We start from the raw sequence: 16,474 nt of genomic DNA on the forward strand, positions 1-16,474 counted from the left end.
ATGGACTACGTGACGCAGATCATCGATCCGCCGCCGTCGCAGCCCCAGTTGTTGCTGGACGGCCTGCGCGCCTTGCGCAAACCCAAGCTCGACGGCGCGCCTGAGTTGCCCAAGGCGCGCCTGGTGCGTTCGGCGGTGGAATTGTCGGCCACCGGCATCGCCGCGTATGGCCGCGCCTGTGGTTTCCGGCATGAGCAGGGCGTGCCGCTGGCCTACCCGCAGGTGCTGGCGTTCCCGTTGCACCTGATGCTGCTGACCCGGCCGAGTTTCCCGTACCCGGCCAGCGGCATGGTCCACCTGGCCAATCGCATTCGTCAGCACCAGCGCTTGCACGCGGGCCAGGCCCTGCGCCTGGAGGTGTATTGCGAGCGTTGGGTGGCGCACCCCAAGGGCCAGGCGCTGAGCATCGCCACCCGGGCCTACGGTGCGGACACGCTGCTGTGGGAAAGCGACAGCCTGTACCTGCGGCGCGACGTGAATAACCCGGTGGGTGAGCCGTGGGCGGACGTGCTGCCCTTGCAGGAAGAAGGCCTGTTGCGCACCCAGCGCTGGGTGCTGCCCGCCGATCTGGGCCGGCGGTTTGCCAAGGTCTCGGGGGATTTCAACCCGATTCATACCTCGCTGATCGGCGCAAAACTCTTTGGCTTTCGCCGCGCCATCGCCCACGGCATGTGGACATTGGGCCGCGCATTGGCCGCCGAGCAACCGCCGGGTGGCCTGGATCAGGCGCAAGCGCACTGCGACTTCAAGCTGCCGATCTTCCTGCCCGGCCAGGTCGCGCTGTGGCGCCGCCCCGTGAGCGGCCCGCGGCGTGAGTTCGAAGTGCGCAATTTCGCCGGTGACAAACCGCACATGCGCGGGCTTTTTATCTGGAACGAGCGTCTTAAATGAATGACTACAGCTTCAACCCGGCCCCGACCCGCCGCGTGGCGATCATCGGCGGCAACCGCATTCCGTTTGCCCGCTCCAACACGGTGTACGCCCACGACAGTAACCAGGATTTGCTGGTGGCCGCGCTGCAAGGCCTGGTCGACCGCTACAACCTGCATGGCCAGCGCCTGGGCGAGTTCGCCGCGGGCGCGGTGATCAAGCACTCGCGGGATTTCAACCTGGCGCGTGAGTCGCTGTTATCGACCACGCTGTCTGCGCAAACCCCGGCCTACGACCTGCAACAAGCCTGCGGCACGGGCCTGGAAGCGGCCTTGCTGGTGGCGAACAAGATCGCCCTCGGCCAGATCGACGTGGGCATCGCCGGTGGCGCCGACACCACGTCCGACGCGCCCATCGGCCTCAATGAAGCGCTGCGCCACACCTTGCTTGCGGCCAATCGCGCCAAGGCCATGGGCGACAAGGTGAAGGCGCTGCTGAAGGTGCGTCCGTCGATGTTCTTCAAGCCGCTGCTGCCGCGCAATGGCGAACCGCGCACCGGCCTGTCGATGGGCGAGCACTGCGAAGAAATGGCCAAGCGCTGGCAGATCAAGCGGCTGGCCCAGGATGAATTGACCCTCAGCAGCCACCAGCGCCTGGATGCCGCCTATCAACGCGGTTTCTTCGACGACCTGATCAGCCCCTATCGCGGCCTGGCACGGGACAACAACCTGCGCGCCGACACCAGCCTGGAGAAGCTCGCCAGCCTGTCCCCGGCCTATGACCGCCAGAACGGCACGCTCACGGCGGGCAACTCCACACCGCTGACCGACGGCGCCTCGGTGGTGCTGTTGGCCAGTGAAGCGTGGGCCGCCGAACACGGCTGGCCGGTATTGGCCTACCTGCGCACCGGCGAGACCGCGGCGGTGAATTTTGTCGACGGCAGCGAAGGCCTGCTGATGGCGCCGGCCTATGCCGTGCCGCGCATGCTCAAGCGTGAGGGCCTGGGCTTTGCCGACTTCGATTTCTTCGAGATCCACGAAGCGTTCGCCGCCCAGGTGCTCTGCACGCTCAAGGCCTGGGAAGACGCCGACTACTGTCGCCAACGGCTGGGGCTGGACGCACCGCTGGGCACCATCGACCGCGCCAAGATGAACGTCAACGGCGGCTCCCTGGGCTGCGGGCATCCCTTCGCCGCCACCGGGGGCCGGCAATTGGCGGCGTTGGCCAAGGCGATCCACGAGCGTGGCGGCGGGCGCGGCCTGATTTCGATCTGCGCGGCGGGCGGGCTGGGCATTACCGCCATCGTCGAAAAGTAGCGCTATCCAAAACAACAACAAGGAAACTGCCATGAACGCTATCAGCCTGGAACACACCGAACGCATCTGGTTGAACGCCTACCTGCCCGGCGTCCCGGCGGACATCGATGCCGGTATCGAGGACTACCCGTCGCTGCGCGAGGTGTTCCTGGAGCACCTGGAAAAATTCCGCGAACGGGTGGCCTACGTCAGCATCGGCAGCGAAATGACCTATGCCGACTGGCACATGCAGGGCATCGCGTTTGCCGCCTGGTTGCAAGGCCAGGGTGTGAAGACCGGCGACCGCGTGGCGCTGATGATGCCCAACTGCTTGCAGTACCCGATCTGCCTACTGGGGACGATCCTGGCCGGTGCGGTGGTGGTCAACGTCAACCCGCTGTACACCGCCCATGAACTCAAGCACTTGCTCAAGGACAGCGGCGCCGAGACAGTGGTGATCTTCGAGAACTTCGCCCACACCCTGGAAAAAGCCATGCCCGGCAGCAGCGTCAAGCGCGTGGTGGTGGCGGCCATCGGCGACTTGCTCGGCACCTTCAAGGGCGCGGCGATGAACTTCATCCTGCGCCGCGTGCAGAAACAGGTGCCGAGGTTCAACCTGCGCGGTTCGGTACGCTTCAATCAGGCGCTCAAGCAAGGAAGGGCGCTGACCCATTTCCCGGTGGACATGCACCTCGACGACCTGGCCTTCCTGCAATACACCGGCGGCACCACGGGTGACGCCAAGGGCGTGATGCTCAGCCATCGCAACATCATCGCCAACCTGCTGCAAGCCAAGGCCTGGGTCGGCAACCAATTGGACCAGGACAAGCAGGAAACCAACGTCACCTTGTTGCCGCTGTATCACATCTTTTCCCTGACGGTGAACTGCCTGATGTTCATGTGCCTGGGCGGGCGCAACATCCTGATCGCCAACCCACGGGACGTGAAGCGCGTGCAGATGATCCTGCGCAAGGAGCGCTTCAACGGGATTGCCGGGGTCAACACGTTGTTTAACGGCTTGCTGGAGAACCAGGAGTTCTGTGCGCGGGACTTTTCCGACCTGCGCATGGTGATCGCCGGTGGCATGGCCACGCACACGGCGGTGGCCAAGCGCTGGAAGGACGTCACCGGGCTGCCGATCATCGAAGGCTACGGGCTGACCGAATGCTCGCCGGTGGTGAGCATCAGCCCCATCGACATTTCCCGCATGCGCGAGATGGAGTTCACCGGCAGCATCGGCGTGCCCTTGCCGTCGACCTGGGTGCGTTTCATGCGCGAAGACGGCGAATTGGCCGACCTCGGTGAGCAGGGCGAATTGCAAGTGCGCGGCCCGCAGGTGATGCAGGGCTACTGGAAGCGGCCCAAGGAAACCGCCGAGGTGCTGGATGCCGAGGGCTGGCTGTCGACCGGCGATATCGGGGTGATGGATACGCGCGGCTATATCCGCCTGGTCGACCGCAAGAAGGACCTGATCCTGGTCTCGGGCTTCAACGTGTACCCCAATGAAATCGAAGACGTGGTGGCGCTGCACCCCGGCGTTGCTGAAGTGGCGGCAATCGGTGTGGAAGATGGCGTGACCGGCGAGAGGGTGAAGATCATCGTGGTGCGCAAGGACCCGAACCTGACCCAGGAACAGATCCTGGCCCATTGCCGGGAATACCTGACGGGGTACAAAGTGCCCAGGTACGTGGAGTTTCGCAGCACCGAGCTGCCCAAGACCACGGTGGGCAAGGTGCTGCGCCGCGCGCTGCGCTAACTTGAATTCTAGGTGATCTAAATGTGGGAGGGGGCTTGCCCCCGATAGCGGAGTTGAAGTCACCGAGCCTATCGACTGATCCACCGCCATCGGGGGCAAGCCCCCTCCCACATTTCAGAGCGAGTTCACATTGACCCAGCGCTGTTCGCGAGCCGCCACCCGAATCGCCGTCGCCAGCCGCTCGACCGCCCACGCGGCCCAAGGAAACCGCCGAGCTGCCCAAGACCACGGTGGGCAAGGTGCTGCGCCGCGCGCTGCGTTAACTTGAATTCTAGGTGATCTAAATGTGGGAGGGGGCTTGCCCCCGATAGCGGAGTTGAAGTCACCGAGCCTATCGACTGATCCACCGCCATCGGGGGCAAGCCCCCTCCCACATTTCAGAGCGAGTTCACATTGACCCAGCGCTGTTCGCGAGCCGCCACCCGAATCGCCGTCGCCAGCCGCTCGACCGCCCACGCCGCCCAAGGAAACCGCCGAGGTGCTGAAGTGGCGGCAATCGGTGTGGAAGATGGCGTGACCGGCGAGAGGGTGAAGATCATCGTGGTGCGCAAAGACCCGAACCTGACTCAGGCACAGATCCTGGCCCATTGCCGGGAATACCTGACGGGGTACAAAGTGCCCAGGTACGTGGAGTTTCGCAGCACCGAGCTGCCCAAGACCACAGTGGGCAAGGTGCTGCGCCGCGCGCTGCGCTAACTTGAATCTCTAGGTGATCTAAATGTGGGAGGGGGCTTGCCCCCGATAGCGGAGTTGAAGTCACCGAGCCTATCGACTGATCCACCGCCATCGGGGGCAAGCCCCCTCCCACATTTCAGACCGAGTTCACATTGACCCAGCGTTGTTCTCGAGCCGCCACGCGAATCGCCGTCGCCAGCCGCTCGACCGCCCACGCCGCGTCGAAGTCGCTGCCGTCCGCGCCCTGGCCGGCCACGGCCAGAATCAACTCGTGCACTTCCAGCGTCTTCAATTCGTTGTAGCCCAACTGATGGCCGGCGGCCGGGCTGAACGCCGCGTAGCCGGGCAGGGCGGGGCCGGCCAGCAGGCGTTGGAAGCCGTCCTGGCCCTTGCGGCACAGGCGCAGTTCGTTCAAGCGCTCCTGATCGAAGGCCAACGTGCCTTGCGTCCCGCTGATCTCAAACGCCAGGTGGTTCTTGTAACCGTGCTTGAGCCAACTGCTGCTCACCGTGCCGCGCGCGCCGTTGGCGAAACGCAGCAGGGCGTGTACCTGATCGTCCACGGCAATCGACTTGAGTGTGTCGCCGCCTTTGACGGCGGGGCGCTGTGCATGCACGGTCTGCGTATCGGCGCACACGCTGACCACATCGCCCACCAGATAGCGTGCCATCGACAGCAAGTGGCTGCCCAGGTCTGCCAGGGCGCCACCGGCATGTTCCACCTCACAGCGCCACGACCAGGGTGACGCCGGGTCGGCCATGAAGTCTTCGCTGAACTCACCCTGGAAACTGATGATTTCGCCCAATTCGCCGTTGGCGATGATCTGCTTTGCCCACCCGATCATCGGGTTGTGCTGGTAGTTGTAGCCGACCCGCGTCACCACGCCCGCCGCACTCGCGGCGTGGCGCATGGCGTCGGCCTGCGCCAGGCTGACCGCCAGCGGTTTTTCGCAGTACACCGCCTTGCCCGCGGCGAGCGCGGCCATGGCCATGGGGTAGTGCAAATGGTTCGGTGTGGTGATCGCCACCACATCGACCGTGGGGTCGTTGACCAGCGCTTGCCAGTCGCCATGGGCCTGGGCAAATCCCCAGGCCTCGGCGCAGCGCTGGGCGCGTTCGGTGTCGGCATCGGCCAGGGCGGCCAGCTTGAGGCTGACCGGCAGCTCGAATACCGTGCGGGCGTTATTGAACGCCAGGGCATGGGCGCGGCCCATGAAGCCTGTGCCGATCAGGCCGATTCCGAGTTTGCGCATAGCCGTGGTCCTTTGGATTATTGTTTTCAGGGAGGCTATTAATGGAATATAAATTCTCATAATTCAATATGTGGAAAAAATAATTCATTTCTGCGGCGATATCATTGCAGTTGATGTGGTTATATTCAGCGCAGGGTTAAAAGCCGCCAGTTAACAAAAGATAACGTAGCGCCGATTGTCAGACGATTCGAAAGCCCGATAGGATGGCCCCTACTTCCTCCAGGCGCTCTAGATTGCAGGTTTCAGAGCCCGGGAAGGTAAGACGACCTAACAATAATAAATGGGAGAAAGGTCTATGAGTGAGCCTGTCATGGGTTGGGTTGTTTGCCGCCCACGCGCCGCACGCAGGGTTGCGTTGCTGGCCACAGCGCTCTCGTTGCTGGCCGGTGCCGCGTTGTCGCCACCGCTGTTGGCAGCCAGCGATACCGCCGCACAGCCGGTGTTTGCAATTGAATCCCCCAAGGCCGCCAAGGGCCTGATGATCGACGTGGTCCACGCGGGCTCGCGCCTGGTGGCGGTCGGTGATCGCGGGCACATCCTCTATTCCGATGACCAGGGCAGCACCTGGACCCAAGCCAAAGTCCCCACCCGCCAACTGCTCACGGCGGTGTTTTTTGTCGATGACAAACACGGCTGGGCCGTCGGCCACGATGCGCAGATCCTCGCCAGCGTCGACGGCGGCGCCACCTGGGCCCAGCAATACCAGGACCTCAAGCGCGAAGCGCCGTTGCTCGACGTCTGGTTCAACGACGCCAACCACGGCCTGGCCGTCGGCGCCTACGGGGCGCTGATCGAAACCACCGACGGTGGCAAAACCTGGGAAGACGTCAGCGAGCGCCTCGACAACGAAGACCAGTTCCACCTCAACGCCATCGCCCAGATCAAGGACGCCGGCCTGTTTATCGTCGGCGAGCAGGGCAGCATGTTCCGCTCCAGCGACGACGGCCAGACCTGGGAAAAACTCGAAGGCCCCTACGAGGGTTCACTGTTCGGCGTGATCGGCACCGCCCAGCCGCACACCCTGTTGGCCTACGGCTTGCGTGGCAACCTGTACCGCTCCACGGATTTCGGCAGCACCTGGGAGCAGGTCGAACTGAATGCGGCGCGCGGCGCCCTGGAGTTCGGCTTGTCCGGGGCGACCTTGCTCGATGACGGCGCGCTGGTGGTGGTCGGTAACGGCGGCAGCGTGGTGGTCAGCCATGACGACGGCCAGACCTTCAGCGTATTCAATCGCCCGGACCGTATTTCACTCTCGGCAGTGACGGCGGCGGGCAATGGCAACTTGATTCTGGTCGGGCAGGGGGGTGTTCGTGTTGCTACGCCAACCGGCGCCGAACCCACAAAACAATAAGAAGGCGGGGAAAGAATGAGCAGTCATCACAACGATAAAGCGACCTTTCTTGAGCGCCTGATCTTCAACAACCGCCCGGCAGTGATCGTCATCTGCCTGCTGGTGAGTATTTTCCTGTTCTGGCAGGCGACGTTGATTCGCCCCTCCACCAGCTTCGAAAAGATGATCCCGCTCAAGCACCCCTTCATCGAAAAGATGATGGAACACCGCAACGACCTGGCCAACCTGGGCAACACGGTGCGTATCTCGGTAGAGGCCAAGGACGGTGACATCTTCACCAAGGACTACATGGAGACCCTGCGGCAGATCAACGACGAGGTGTTCTACATCTCTGGCGTCGACCGCTCGGGCCTCAAGTCGCTGTGGAGCCCCAGCGTGCGCTGGACCGAAGTCACCGAGGAAGGCTTTGCCGGCGGTGAAGTGATCCCGCAGAGCTACAACGGCTCGCCGCAGAGCCTCGATCAACTGCGCAACAACGTGCTCAAGTCCGGCCAGGTCGGGCGCCTGGTGTCCAACGACTTCAAGTCGAGCATTGTCGACATCCCGCTGCTGGAGTCCTACCCGGACCCGCAGGACCAGGGCAAGTTGCTGGCGCTGGACTATCGGCAGTTCTCCCATGAACTGGAAGACAAGATCCGCACCAAGTTCGAAGCGCAGAACCCCAACGTCAAGATCCACATCGTCGGTTTCGCCAAGAAGGTCGGCGACCTGATCGACGGGCTGGTGATGGTCGTGTTGTTCTTCGGCGTTGCCTTCGTCATCACGCTGGTGCTGTTGCTGTGGTTCACCAACTGCCTGCGCAGCACCGTCGCGGTGTTGAGCACGACGCTGGTGGCGGTGGTCTGGCAACTCGGCCTGATGCACTTCTTCGGCTTCGGGCTCGATCCGTATTCGATGCTGGTGCCGTTCCTGATCTTCGCCATCGGTATTTCCCACGGCGTGCAGAAGATCAACGGTATCGCCCTGCAATCGAGCGACGCGGACAATGCGCTGACTGCCGCACGGCGTACCTTCCGGCAACTGTTCCTGCCGGGGATGATCGCGATTCTGGCGGATGCGGTGGGTTTCATTACCCTGCTGATCATCGACATCGGGGTGATCCGGGAACTGGCCATCGGCGCGTCCATCGGCGTGGCGGTGATCGTGTTTACCAACCTGATCCTGCTGCCGGTGGCGATTTCCTACGCGGGCATCAGCAAGCGCGCCGTGGCCAGGAGCAAGAAAGACGCGAATCGCGAACACCCGTTCTGGCGCCTGCTGTCGAATTTCGCCAACCCGAAGGTCGCGCCGATTTCCGTCGCCCTGGCGCTGGTCGCGTTCAGCGGCGGCCTTTGGTACAGCCAGCACCTCAAGATCGGCGACTTGGACCAGGGCGCGCCGGAGCTACGCCCGGACTCGCGCTACAACAAGGACAACAACTTCATCATCAGCAACTACTCCACCAGTTCCGACGTGCTGGTGGTGATGGTCAAGACCAAGGCCGAAGGCTGCTCGCGCTATGAAGCCATGGCGCCCATCGACCAGTTGATGTGGAAGATGCAGAACACCGAGGGCGTGCAGTCGGCGATCTCGCTGGTGACCGTGTCCAAGCAGATGATCAAGGGCATGAACGAGGGCAACCTGAAATGGGAAACCCTGTCGCGCAACCCGGATGTGCTGAACAACTCCATCGCCCGCGCCGATGGCCTGTACAACAACAACTGCTCCCTGGCGCCGGTGCTGGTGTTCCTCAACGATCACAAGGCCGAAACCCTCGACCGCGCCGTGCATGCGGTGCAGGACTTCGCCAAGGAAAACAACAAGGACGGCCTGGAGTTCATCCTCGCCGCCGGTAACGCCGGGATCGAGGCCGCTACCAACGAGGTGATCAAGGAGTCGGAGCTGACCATCCTGATCCTGGTGTACCTGTGCGTGGCGACCATGTGCATGATCACCTTCCGCTCCTGGGCGGCGACCCTGTGCATCGTGCTGCCGCTGGTGCTGACCTCGGTGCTGGGCAACGCGCTGATGGCGTTCATGGGCATCGGCGTCAAGGTCGCGACCTTGCCGGTGGTGGCCCTTGGCGTGGGCATCGGCGTTGACTACGGCATTTACATCTACAGCCGTCTGGAAAGTTTCCTGCGCGCTGGCCTGCCGTTGCAAGAGGCGTACTACCAGACGCTCAAGTCCACAGGCAAGGCGGTGCTGTTCACCGGGTTGTGCCTGGCGATCGGCGTGTGTACCTGGATCTTCTCGGCGATCAAGTTCCAGGCCGACATGGGCCTGATGCTGACCTTCATGCTGCTGTGGAACATGTTCGGTGCGCTGTGGCTGCTGCCGGCGCTGGCGCGGTTCCTGATCAAACCGGAGAAGTTGGCCGGGCAGAAAGGCAACTCGCTGTTCGCCCACTGAGTGCGGCGGTGGGGGCGGTTGCGCCCCCACCGGCAACGTCACGCTGCGCTCACCGGCTTGCGCGCGGTATGGGCGCGATCGCCAGGAACAACTGATCCACCGGCGGCGTGATCAATACGTAGACAATCCGCCTGATCGGCTCGGCGCCCGGCTCCTGGGGGTTGCGCAAGCTGCTCTGGACGTGTTGCTTGAGCAAATCCTTCTGCGTGTATTTGCGCTGCTCCGCCAGTTTCAGATGGGCGCGGGTATAGCGTGCGGGCGGGGCGTCGGCGCTGGCGTAATGGAAGTGGGCATACCACAGCACCGTCGGCGGTTTTTTCGCTTTGTCATACACCGCGTATTCGGTGAAGAAATCGCCACTGAGGGTCGGCCGTTGCGGGTCGGCCAGGCTGGTCAGGTTGATATCGATCTGCTGGTGTTGCCACAGATACTCGAGGCTCTCCTGGGTCGGCCATTGACGCTTGTAGCCCTCGCTGCACACCCGTTCCGCCAGCCGCAGCATATCGCGGGCCTGGGCCTGGTACTCATCGATCAGGTCCTGGGCCGAGGGTTTGTCGAGGTGGTCGCGCTGGATTTCCTCGGCCAGCGCGGTGAGCTTGTCCGCGTGCCCGCTGAGCAGCTCATCCCAGTCGCCCGGGTTGACCTGTTGGCGTGTGCGCGGCGAGTCGAGTTTTTGCCGGTCGGCGGTAATGACGCGTTCAATGTCGCGGCGCTGTTCGATCAGCGTCTGGGCCAAACCTTTGAGGGTCGCCAGCGTGCGGCCTCGCGGGGGCTGCGTGGGGGCTTGGGAAGGCGGTTCGGCGGTGGTCGCCCAGCCGTCCGCGTGCTTGTTGAAAGAGGCAACGGCTTCACCGGTCAGCGTATCGGTGAGGGTGAAGTGCTCCTCGGCGTTCTGCGCATCGGCCGGCTTGAGTTCGCCGATCAAATACTCTTTTTTGCGGGTCTTGAACACGCGCTTTGTCGGCGCCTTGGCGCGCAGGGTTTTCGACAGCGGCAGCACCACCTCCAACGCTTCCTGCTTGCGCACCACCGATTCCAGCTCGCTGTTCGCCAGCGCCTGGGCGTATTCGAGGCCCGCCAGCAGACGTTCGGCCTGCAGGCGCAGGCGGCTCGGGTTGAGCGCCTTGAGTACGCGGATCGCCTCTTCATAACGGCGGTACTTTTTCAGCACGCTCTCGTACACCTGCCGTTGTTCGACCAGGGTGTATTCGGTGCTGCTGCGCACTTCGACGTGAGACAGCAGCGCCGCGCTCAGGTCGGTTTGCTCCAGGCGTTTGACGTACAGCTCTTCCTGCGGCGGCAGGCGTACATCGGTCATCTCCACGCTGCTGACGGCCAGGTAGTCGAGGGCATTGAGCCGCAGGTTGTCGGGGAAAAAGTTCTGCGGGTATTCGATCTGTGCCAGCAACTCCTGGCGTATCGTGCGTCCCGCCAGCGAATCGTTTTCCAGCTGTTCCAGGGTGGTTTCCATGGCAACGGAAACCTCGGCCATGTGCTGGCGGATGTTTGCTGACTCGGTGGCGTTGCGCACGTATTCGTCGTAGACCGTCGAGTCGCCGAGCAAGTTATTCACGAACATGCGGCGCGCCATTCGCGCCATGGGTTCGCCCGCGCCGGAAAAGCGCATGGCGTTCAACCGGCCCAGGAGCATCTCGTGGATAAACAGTTGTTGGTCCCAGACCGTCTTGAGGATTTTCGCGCGGTCATGCACATGCACGCCGGCGCCGCCGACTTTTTCCAGTTCTACGCCGAGCTTGACCATCTCCAGGCGCGGGGCGAGTGATTGGGCAAACAGCAATTCCAGGTTCTCCAGCAGAATCTGGAATTCGGTGCGCAATTGCTGATGCTTGAGGGTTTCGCGCTGATGCCGTGTTTCCAGGGCGGGCCTTTGCTGGTCGCTGGCTTTTTGCAGCAGGTTCCACACCAACTGCGCGGTTTTGCGTTGTTTGACCAAGGCGTCCAGGGCGGGTGATATCTGCGTGCTCGCTGCCTGGAATGGCGCCATCAGGTGCTGCATGTCTTCACTGAGCACTTGCACCCGGGCGAGCACTTCTTGTTTCTTGCGCAGGTTTTCTTCGCGCAAGGCGGCCAGGCGCTTGGGCCCGCCACCCAGCAGTTTGAGCCCGCGGTCCAGCGACCAATGGCCGTTGCCTTCGGTTCTCAGCAAAATCCCGGGATGTTCGGGTTTTTGCGGATGAACGATGAACACGTCAGCAAAACCCGGGACGATGCTGACCCTGAATAACAGCCCGGCCACCGAGGCATGCCACAGGCCGTTGATGCGGTACAAGCCTTGGTGAGGCCCGGTGTCGAGTGGCGCGGGAGCGGGCACGGGCCACGGCACGTTGACGGCGCGCAGTTTCTCCAGCAGCGCGGCCGCGGCGGTGTCGCCGGCCAACGAATGGTCGAAGTCCAACGGCGTGCGGCCACCGCCGGGTGGTTCGCTGGGCAGGCCGATGACGCCGCGTTCGACCGCCGCTGCATGGCGGGTCGCCAGGCCGGGCGGGCGTCGGAAGGGCGTGCGCGTGATGGGCTGTTCGTCGAGCGGCGGGCTGGCACTGTGCGCGCTGAGGGGGCCTTGATGCACCAGCAGCATGCCGATGTTGAGCAGCAGGTCGACCCACGCCAGCTCTTTCGCCGTAGGGTCAGGGCTCTCCAGCGCCGGCAGGTCCTGGGTCAGGCTTTGCGTCGCCTGGATCAGCCAGCCGATCGTCGCCAGGGGCCCGCGCACGGCCATCAACAAGGTGTTGAAGCCCAATTGCATGCCTTCGAGGATCAACGCCCAGCGGCTTTGCGCATTCGAGGTCGATTCGCGCTCGGCCTGGTCCAGCAACTGGTGGGTTTCGCAGCCGAACAGATAGTCCATCAGGCTGCCGTGGTTGAGCGCTTGCAGGATTTCGTCGCCGCTCGCATCGCCGGCCGGCGCCAATTCGGCGGGTTTGGGCACCTCGGGCAGCCGGTCGAACTCCGAGCCGATGCCGATGCGCAGGATGTGCGGCTGGCTGAACCCGCCGTTGCTGTAGATCGCCCTGGCCGGGTCGGGCAGCCAGGTCAGCACGCTGTCCTGTAGCGCACCGGGTTGCACAATGGTCGCCAGCAGGTGTTCGCGGCTGCTGAACTCGAGCAGCGCGTCGCGATAGGCCGGACGGTACAGCAGGTGCGGCCCCAGCCGGGTGTCGAGCGGTTCGATGATGAACATGTTCTGCGCCACGTCCGCCGTGGCTGCCGGCGTGCGCAGAAAGGCCAGGGGGCGGATGACCATTTCGTCGCCATCGACCCGGCGTGCCAACGGGTTGGTTGCGAGCAGTGCCCGCACACAGCGCGCGCCGCGCGCGGTCAGGCCGGCTTCGCCGCGGAGCGCGTGCTCCAGCGCCTGGGTTTTCAGGTGCAGGGGCCGCTGTTGGTTGAACAGCCGCTGGCGTTTGCGCGCGGCGGCGGTGTCGCCCATCAGTTCCCGGCGCAGGTAGGCGGGATAGTTGTTGCCGATGTCCACACGCTGGACCAGTTGCAGCACGTAGGCGGGCGTCAACCACGCTTCGAGCGCCCGGCCGCTGCGATGGCTGAGCGTCATGCGGCCTCTGGGGCTTCCCGACAGGTTCTTCAGCGCCAGGTCCACCAGGCTCATGGATACCGGCGCGAGGTAACCACCTGCAAGGCTGCCCACCGCGACATGAAAGGTCAGGGTCAACTCGTCGGCCCGGTAGCCGGCAGCGCGTGCCGCGTCGTTGCAGGTACGCTGGCCGCCCAGGGCGACAGCGCGATCCAGGCACAGTTGATGGTTCAAGTGCTCGGCGGCATAGCTATGCAGGGTTTCCAGGCCATCGAAGTCGGAATCGCCGAGGGTCTGGCGCTTGATCCCGGCCTGTTCAAGCAGGCATTCGCGGTAAGCCAGGCGGTCGGCGGCGCTGGCGCGTTGCAGCCAGTCGGGCAGGGCGGCCTGGAGAGACGCCAGGGTGGCCAGCGCCGTGCCGCGGGCGCGGGCGAAAAACCGCGCCGGTTGGGTGATGGCGGCAAACTGTTGTTCCAAGGCCTGCACCGTGCTGTTGGCCGGGAGTTGCAGGGCGGCCAGGTCCTCCAATTGCTGGTTGAGGATCAGCGCGGCCTGGACCTCGAAAATATTGCCGTCGGGTTCGTACTGCTGCCAGGTGATGCTGTCGACGCTGAAGCGCTGTTGCAGGTGGTCGGCCCAGGCCTGGCCGAAGGCGTCCAGGTCAGGGTAGGTCTCGATTGCGCCGGATAGACGGCACAGCAACACCTGCTCGCGGCACACCACCAGCAGGTCGCTCGCTTGCAGCGTGAGCAGGCTGCCTGCGCGCGTCAGGTGCGCCTCTAGCGTATAGGCATGAATCGCGTTGTCGGGGGCCGGGCGGCGTGCGCGGGTGGCACGGTCTGGGTAGCGCGCCAGCGTATTGAGGATGCCCAGCGGTTGGGCGTGGCGTGCGGCGGCGTCAAGCAGCGTGCCTTGCAGCACGTCGGCCAGCCATTTCCAGCGGCTGCCGCCGGCGTCGCTGTCTTCGCCCCAATAGGTGGCCATGGCGTCTTGGAAGCCGATAAACAGCAGCGACGGCAGTTCGCGAATGACGGCTTCGATGACGTCAAGATCATAGGCGTGGGCGCCATTGGCCGGATAACCGAGCCGCGTGCCGCTGGCATCGCTCAAGTAGCTATCCAGGCCGTGGCGCGTCGACACATCGGGAAAGCTGCCGTCGGCGAGATGGTTCAGCGCGACCTCCAGCAACGGCAGCAACGCCCGCCCGCCACCGTCACGGGGTACGGCCAGTCGCAGGTCGGCGAGGGGGTGTGTCAACGGCGGATATTTCTCCGCCAGGTTGCGCGCCAGCATCTGCGCGGTGACTGAGCGCAGTGTCGGACGCTTGAGAAACTGGGCTTCAAGCGCTTCCCGCAGCGGGTCGGCGGCGAGGGGGGGATTGCGGTCTGGCATGGGTATTCCTTTACGTTGAATAAAGACGTGCCCTTGCACGGTAATCCGCGGTGTGGCGCCGATGCGGTAGCCGGTTATGGTTTTAGGTCCTGGCGGCAAAGTGGCCTATCATTAGCCCTTTGAACCTGATGAAAGACTGTGATGACTACTACTTTGACGGCCGTCCTTGCCACCAGCGACATGCTTGAAATCGACGGGCTGCATGCCTTCGAGTTCGCACTGGATGAAAAAAAGCTGCTGATCATCGCCATGGATGGCCGTGCGCAAAAACGCTGGAGTTTCAGTCTGGAACAGCTGCAGGCCGCGGTCTTCGATGAGACTCTGCAAAGCTGGACGCTGACCGGTGATGTGGGCGAGCACCGCCTGGTCTGCGTGAATGCCTTCACCGGCAATAACAATGACGAGGATGAAGCGGATGCTGATGCGTAAATTCTGGCCCTTGTTGATCGCGGGCAGCGTCGGGGCGATGTCGGCACAGGCCGCACCGGCCGACACCCATGAACTGTTGGTCGGCAGCTACACCGCCGGCAGCAGCGAAGGGATCTATCGCCTGCAATTCGACAGCCGCACCGGGCGGTTCCAGGGCCAGCCGGTATTGGCGGCAAAAACGGCCAACCCGTCCTGGCTGACCGTCTCCAAGGATCAGCAGCATCTGTTTGTCGTCAATGAAAACGGCCCCGGCCAACAGGACGCGGTCGGTCGCGTCAGCAGCTACCGCATCGACCCGCAGAACCATCAGCTCACGCTGATCAACCAGGTACAAAGCCTGGGCAGCGAGCCGACGCATTCCAGCGTGGCCGCCGATGGCCGCTACCTGTTCGTCGCCAACTATTCGGTGCTTGAAGACCCGGGCGGCAGCCTGGCGATTCTGCCGCTGGACGCCCAAGGCAAACTGGCGGCGCCCGTGCAGTTGAGCGGGCACCCGGCGAGCCGGGTCAACCCGCAACGCCAGGCGTCCAACCATGTGCATTCGGTGGTGCCGGCGCCGGATGGCAAGTATGTGTTTGTGCAGGACCTCGGCGCGGACAAGGTGTTTGCCTACCGCTACGATCCCAAGGCCAACCCTGAGCAGCCCCTGACCCCGGCCAACCCGGCATCGGTGCCCTTGCCGCCGGGCAGCGGCCCGCGGCATTTGCTGTTCAGCGCGGACGGCAAGCATGCCTGGCTGACCACCGAGATGAGCGCTCAGGTCGCGGTGTTCGATTACCACGACGGCACGCTCAGCCAAACCCAACTGGTGGACTTCGCCGCCGGGCAACCGGTGTCCGACAAGGCCGGCGCGGCGCTGCATGCTTCCAGCGATGGCAAGTTCCTGTACGTGAGCAATCGCGGCACGGCCAATCAGTTGCTGGTATTCAGCATCGATCCGGCGACCGCGCATCTCAAGGAACTGCAGCGCCGTTCCGTGGACGGCGACCACCCGCGCGAGTTCAGCCTGGACCCGAGCGGCAAGTTCCTGCTGATCGCCAACCAGAAAAGCAATGAAATCGTGGTGGTCGAACGCGACCCACACACCGGCCTGCTCGGCAAAACCGTGCAAAAACTACCGATCGATGCGCCCAGCGACCTCAAGTTCCTGGTGCGTCAATAAGCCACAGGCCCCGCACGTCGGGGCCTGATCCTCTTTATTAATTCGATTAATAACAGCTACTGTTTCAAAGCATTTCTAAGGCCCAACCCTCGGGCGTAAGTTGAGTTCCAAGGCCTCCCCGGCCACTCAACCAAACGAACACAAGGGTTACCGACATGAACTTCAATCTCTTCTCGATCATCGCCGCCTCCGCTGTTTCCGCCACTGTTGCACTGCCGGCTGCGGCCAGCGTGAACATCATCGGCAAACAATCCAGCACCAGCGCCTACACCCAGAAATACCTGCAACAGAGTGCCAACTTCTACGCCGCACTGGATCACAAAACCCAGTACTGAGCGCCCTGTGGGAGCC

General features: G+C 63.5%; 10 protein-coding genes and 1 pseudogene. 9 read left to right on the top strand and 2 right to left on the bottom strand.

Going from position 1 to position 16,474, the window contains the following annotated elements; translation table 11 throughout:
- The 4 genes and pseudogenes from NR164_RS00450 to NR164_RS00465 all read left to right on the top strand — a co-directional run.
- Positions 1 to 891, top strand: coding sequence for a MaoC/PaaZ C-terminal domain-containing protein (locus tag NR164_RS00450; protein ID WP_169865757.1), 891 nt, complete (start codon positions 1 to 3; stop codon positions 889 to 891).
- Positions 888 to 2,186, top strand: coding sequence for an acetyl-CoA C-acetyltransferase (locus NR164_RS00455; RefSeq protein WP_256822064.1), 1,299 nt, complete (start codon positions 888 to 890; stop codon positions 2,184 to 2,186). The genes NR164_RS00450 and NR164_RS00455 overlap by 4 nt, the downstream gene beginning before the upstream one ends.
- A 31-nt stretch (positions 2,187 to 2,217) precedes the next feature.
- The gene (locus NR164_RS00460; protein ID WP_256822065.1) at positions 2,218 to 3,921 is read left to right on the top strand and encodes an AMP-binding protein; all 1,704 of its coding nucleotides are present in this window, start codon (positions 2,218 to 2,220) and stop codon (positions 3,919 to 3,921) included.
- A gap of 480 nt (positions 3,922 to 4,401) precedes the next feature.
- Positions 4,402 to 4,617, top strand: a pseudogene (locus NR164_RS00465) (long-chain fatty acid--CoA ligase); the annotation flags it as partial.
- Between the two features lie 115 nt (positions 4,618 to 4,732).
- Here NR164_RS00465 and NR164_RS00470 read toward each other — a convergent pair.
- Positions 4,733 to 5,848 carry a Gfo/Idh/MocA family protein gene (locus tag NR164_RS00470; RefSeq protein ID WP_256822066.1) on the bottom strand — a complete coding sequence of 372 codons (1,116 nt, stop codon included), beginning with the start codon at positions 5,846 to 5,848 and terminating at the stop codon, positions 4,733 to 4,735.
- A gap of 310 nt (positions 5,849 to 6,158) precedes the next feature.
- Between NR164_RS00470 and NR164_RS00475 the strand changes: the two genes are divergently transcribed.
- Positions 6,159 to 7,199, top strand: a complete 1,041-nt coding sequence (locus tag NR164_RS00475) for a YCF48-related protein (protein ID WP_169865359.1) — start codon at positions 6,159 to 6,161, stop codon at positions 7,197 to 7,199.
- A 15-nt stretch (positions 7,200 to 7,214) separates the two neighbouring features.
- Positions 7,215 to 9,590 carry an RND family transporter gene (locus tag NR164_RS00480; RefSeq protein WP_017846495.1) on the top strand — a complete coding sequence of 792 codons (2,376 nt, stop codon included), beginning with the start codon at positions 7,215 to 7,217 and terminating at the stop codon, positions 9,588 to 9,590.
- 49 nt (positions 9,591 to 9,639) lie between these two features.
- Here NR164_RS00480 and NR164_RS00485 read toward each other — a convergent pair whose 3' ends face one another.
- Entirely contained in the window at positions 9,640 to 14,532 is a 4,893-nt protein-coding gene (locus NR164_RS00485; protein WP_256822067.1) for a DUF6543 domain-containing protein, read from the bottom strand.
- 141 nt (positions 14,533 to 14,673) lie between these two features.
- Here NR164_RS00485 and NR164_RS00490 point away from each other — a divergent pair, with 141 nt between their 5' ends.
- From NR164_RS00490 to NR164_RS00500, 3 genes are all read left to right on the top strand, one after another.
- Positions 14,674 to 14,961: a DUF5629 family protein gene (locus tag NR164_RS00490; protein ID WP_256822068.1), complete on the top strand. Its 288-nt coding sequence runs from the start codon at positions 14,674 to 14,676 to the stop codon at positions 14,959 to 14,961.
- The gene (locus NR164_RS00495; RefSeq protein ID WP_079444023.1) at positions 14,948 to 16,123 is read left to right on the top strand and encodes a lactonase family protein; all 1,176 of its coding nucleotides are present in this window, start codon (positions 14,948 to 14,950) and stop codon (positions 16,121 to 16,123) included. Before NR164_RS00490 ends, NR164_RS00495 begins: the two co-directional genes overlap by 14 nt.
- 155 nt (positions 16,124 to 16,278) lie before the next feature.
- A complete protein-coding gene (locus NR164_RS00500) occupies positions 16,279 to 16,458 on the top strand; it encodes a hypothetical protein (protein ID WP_046383659.1) in 180 nt (59 codons plus the stop codon).
- Positions 16,459 to 16,474 lie beyond the last annotated feature (16 nt).

This window comes from Pseudomonas sp. Pse79 (assembly GCF_024519615.1).
In the GTDB taxonomy this organism is placed as follows: domain Bacteria; phylum Pseudomonadota; class Gammaproteobacteria; order Pseudomonadales; family Pseudomonadaceae; genus Aquipseudomonas; species Aquipseudomonas veronii.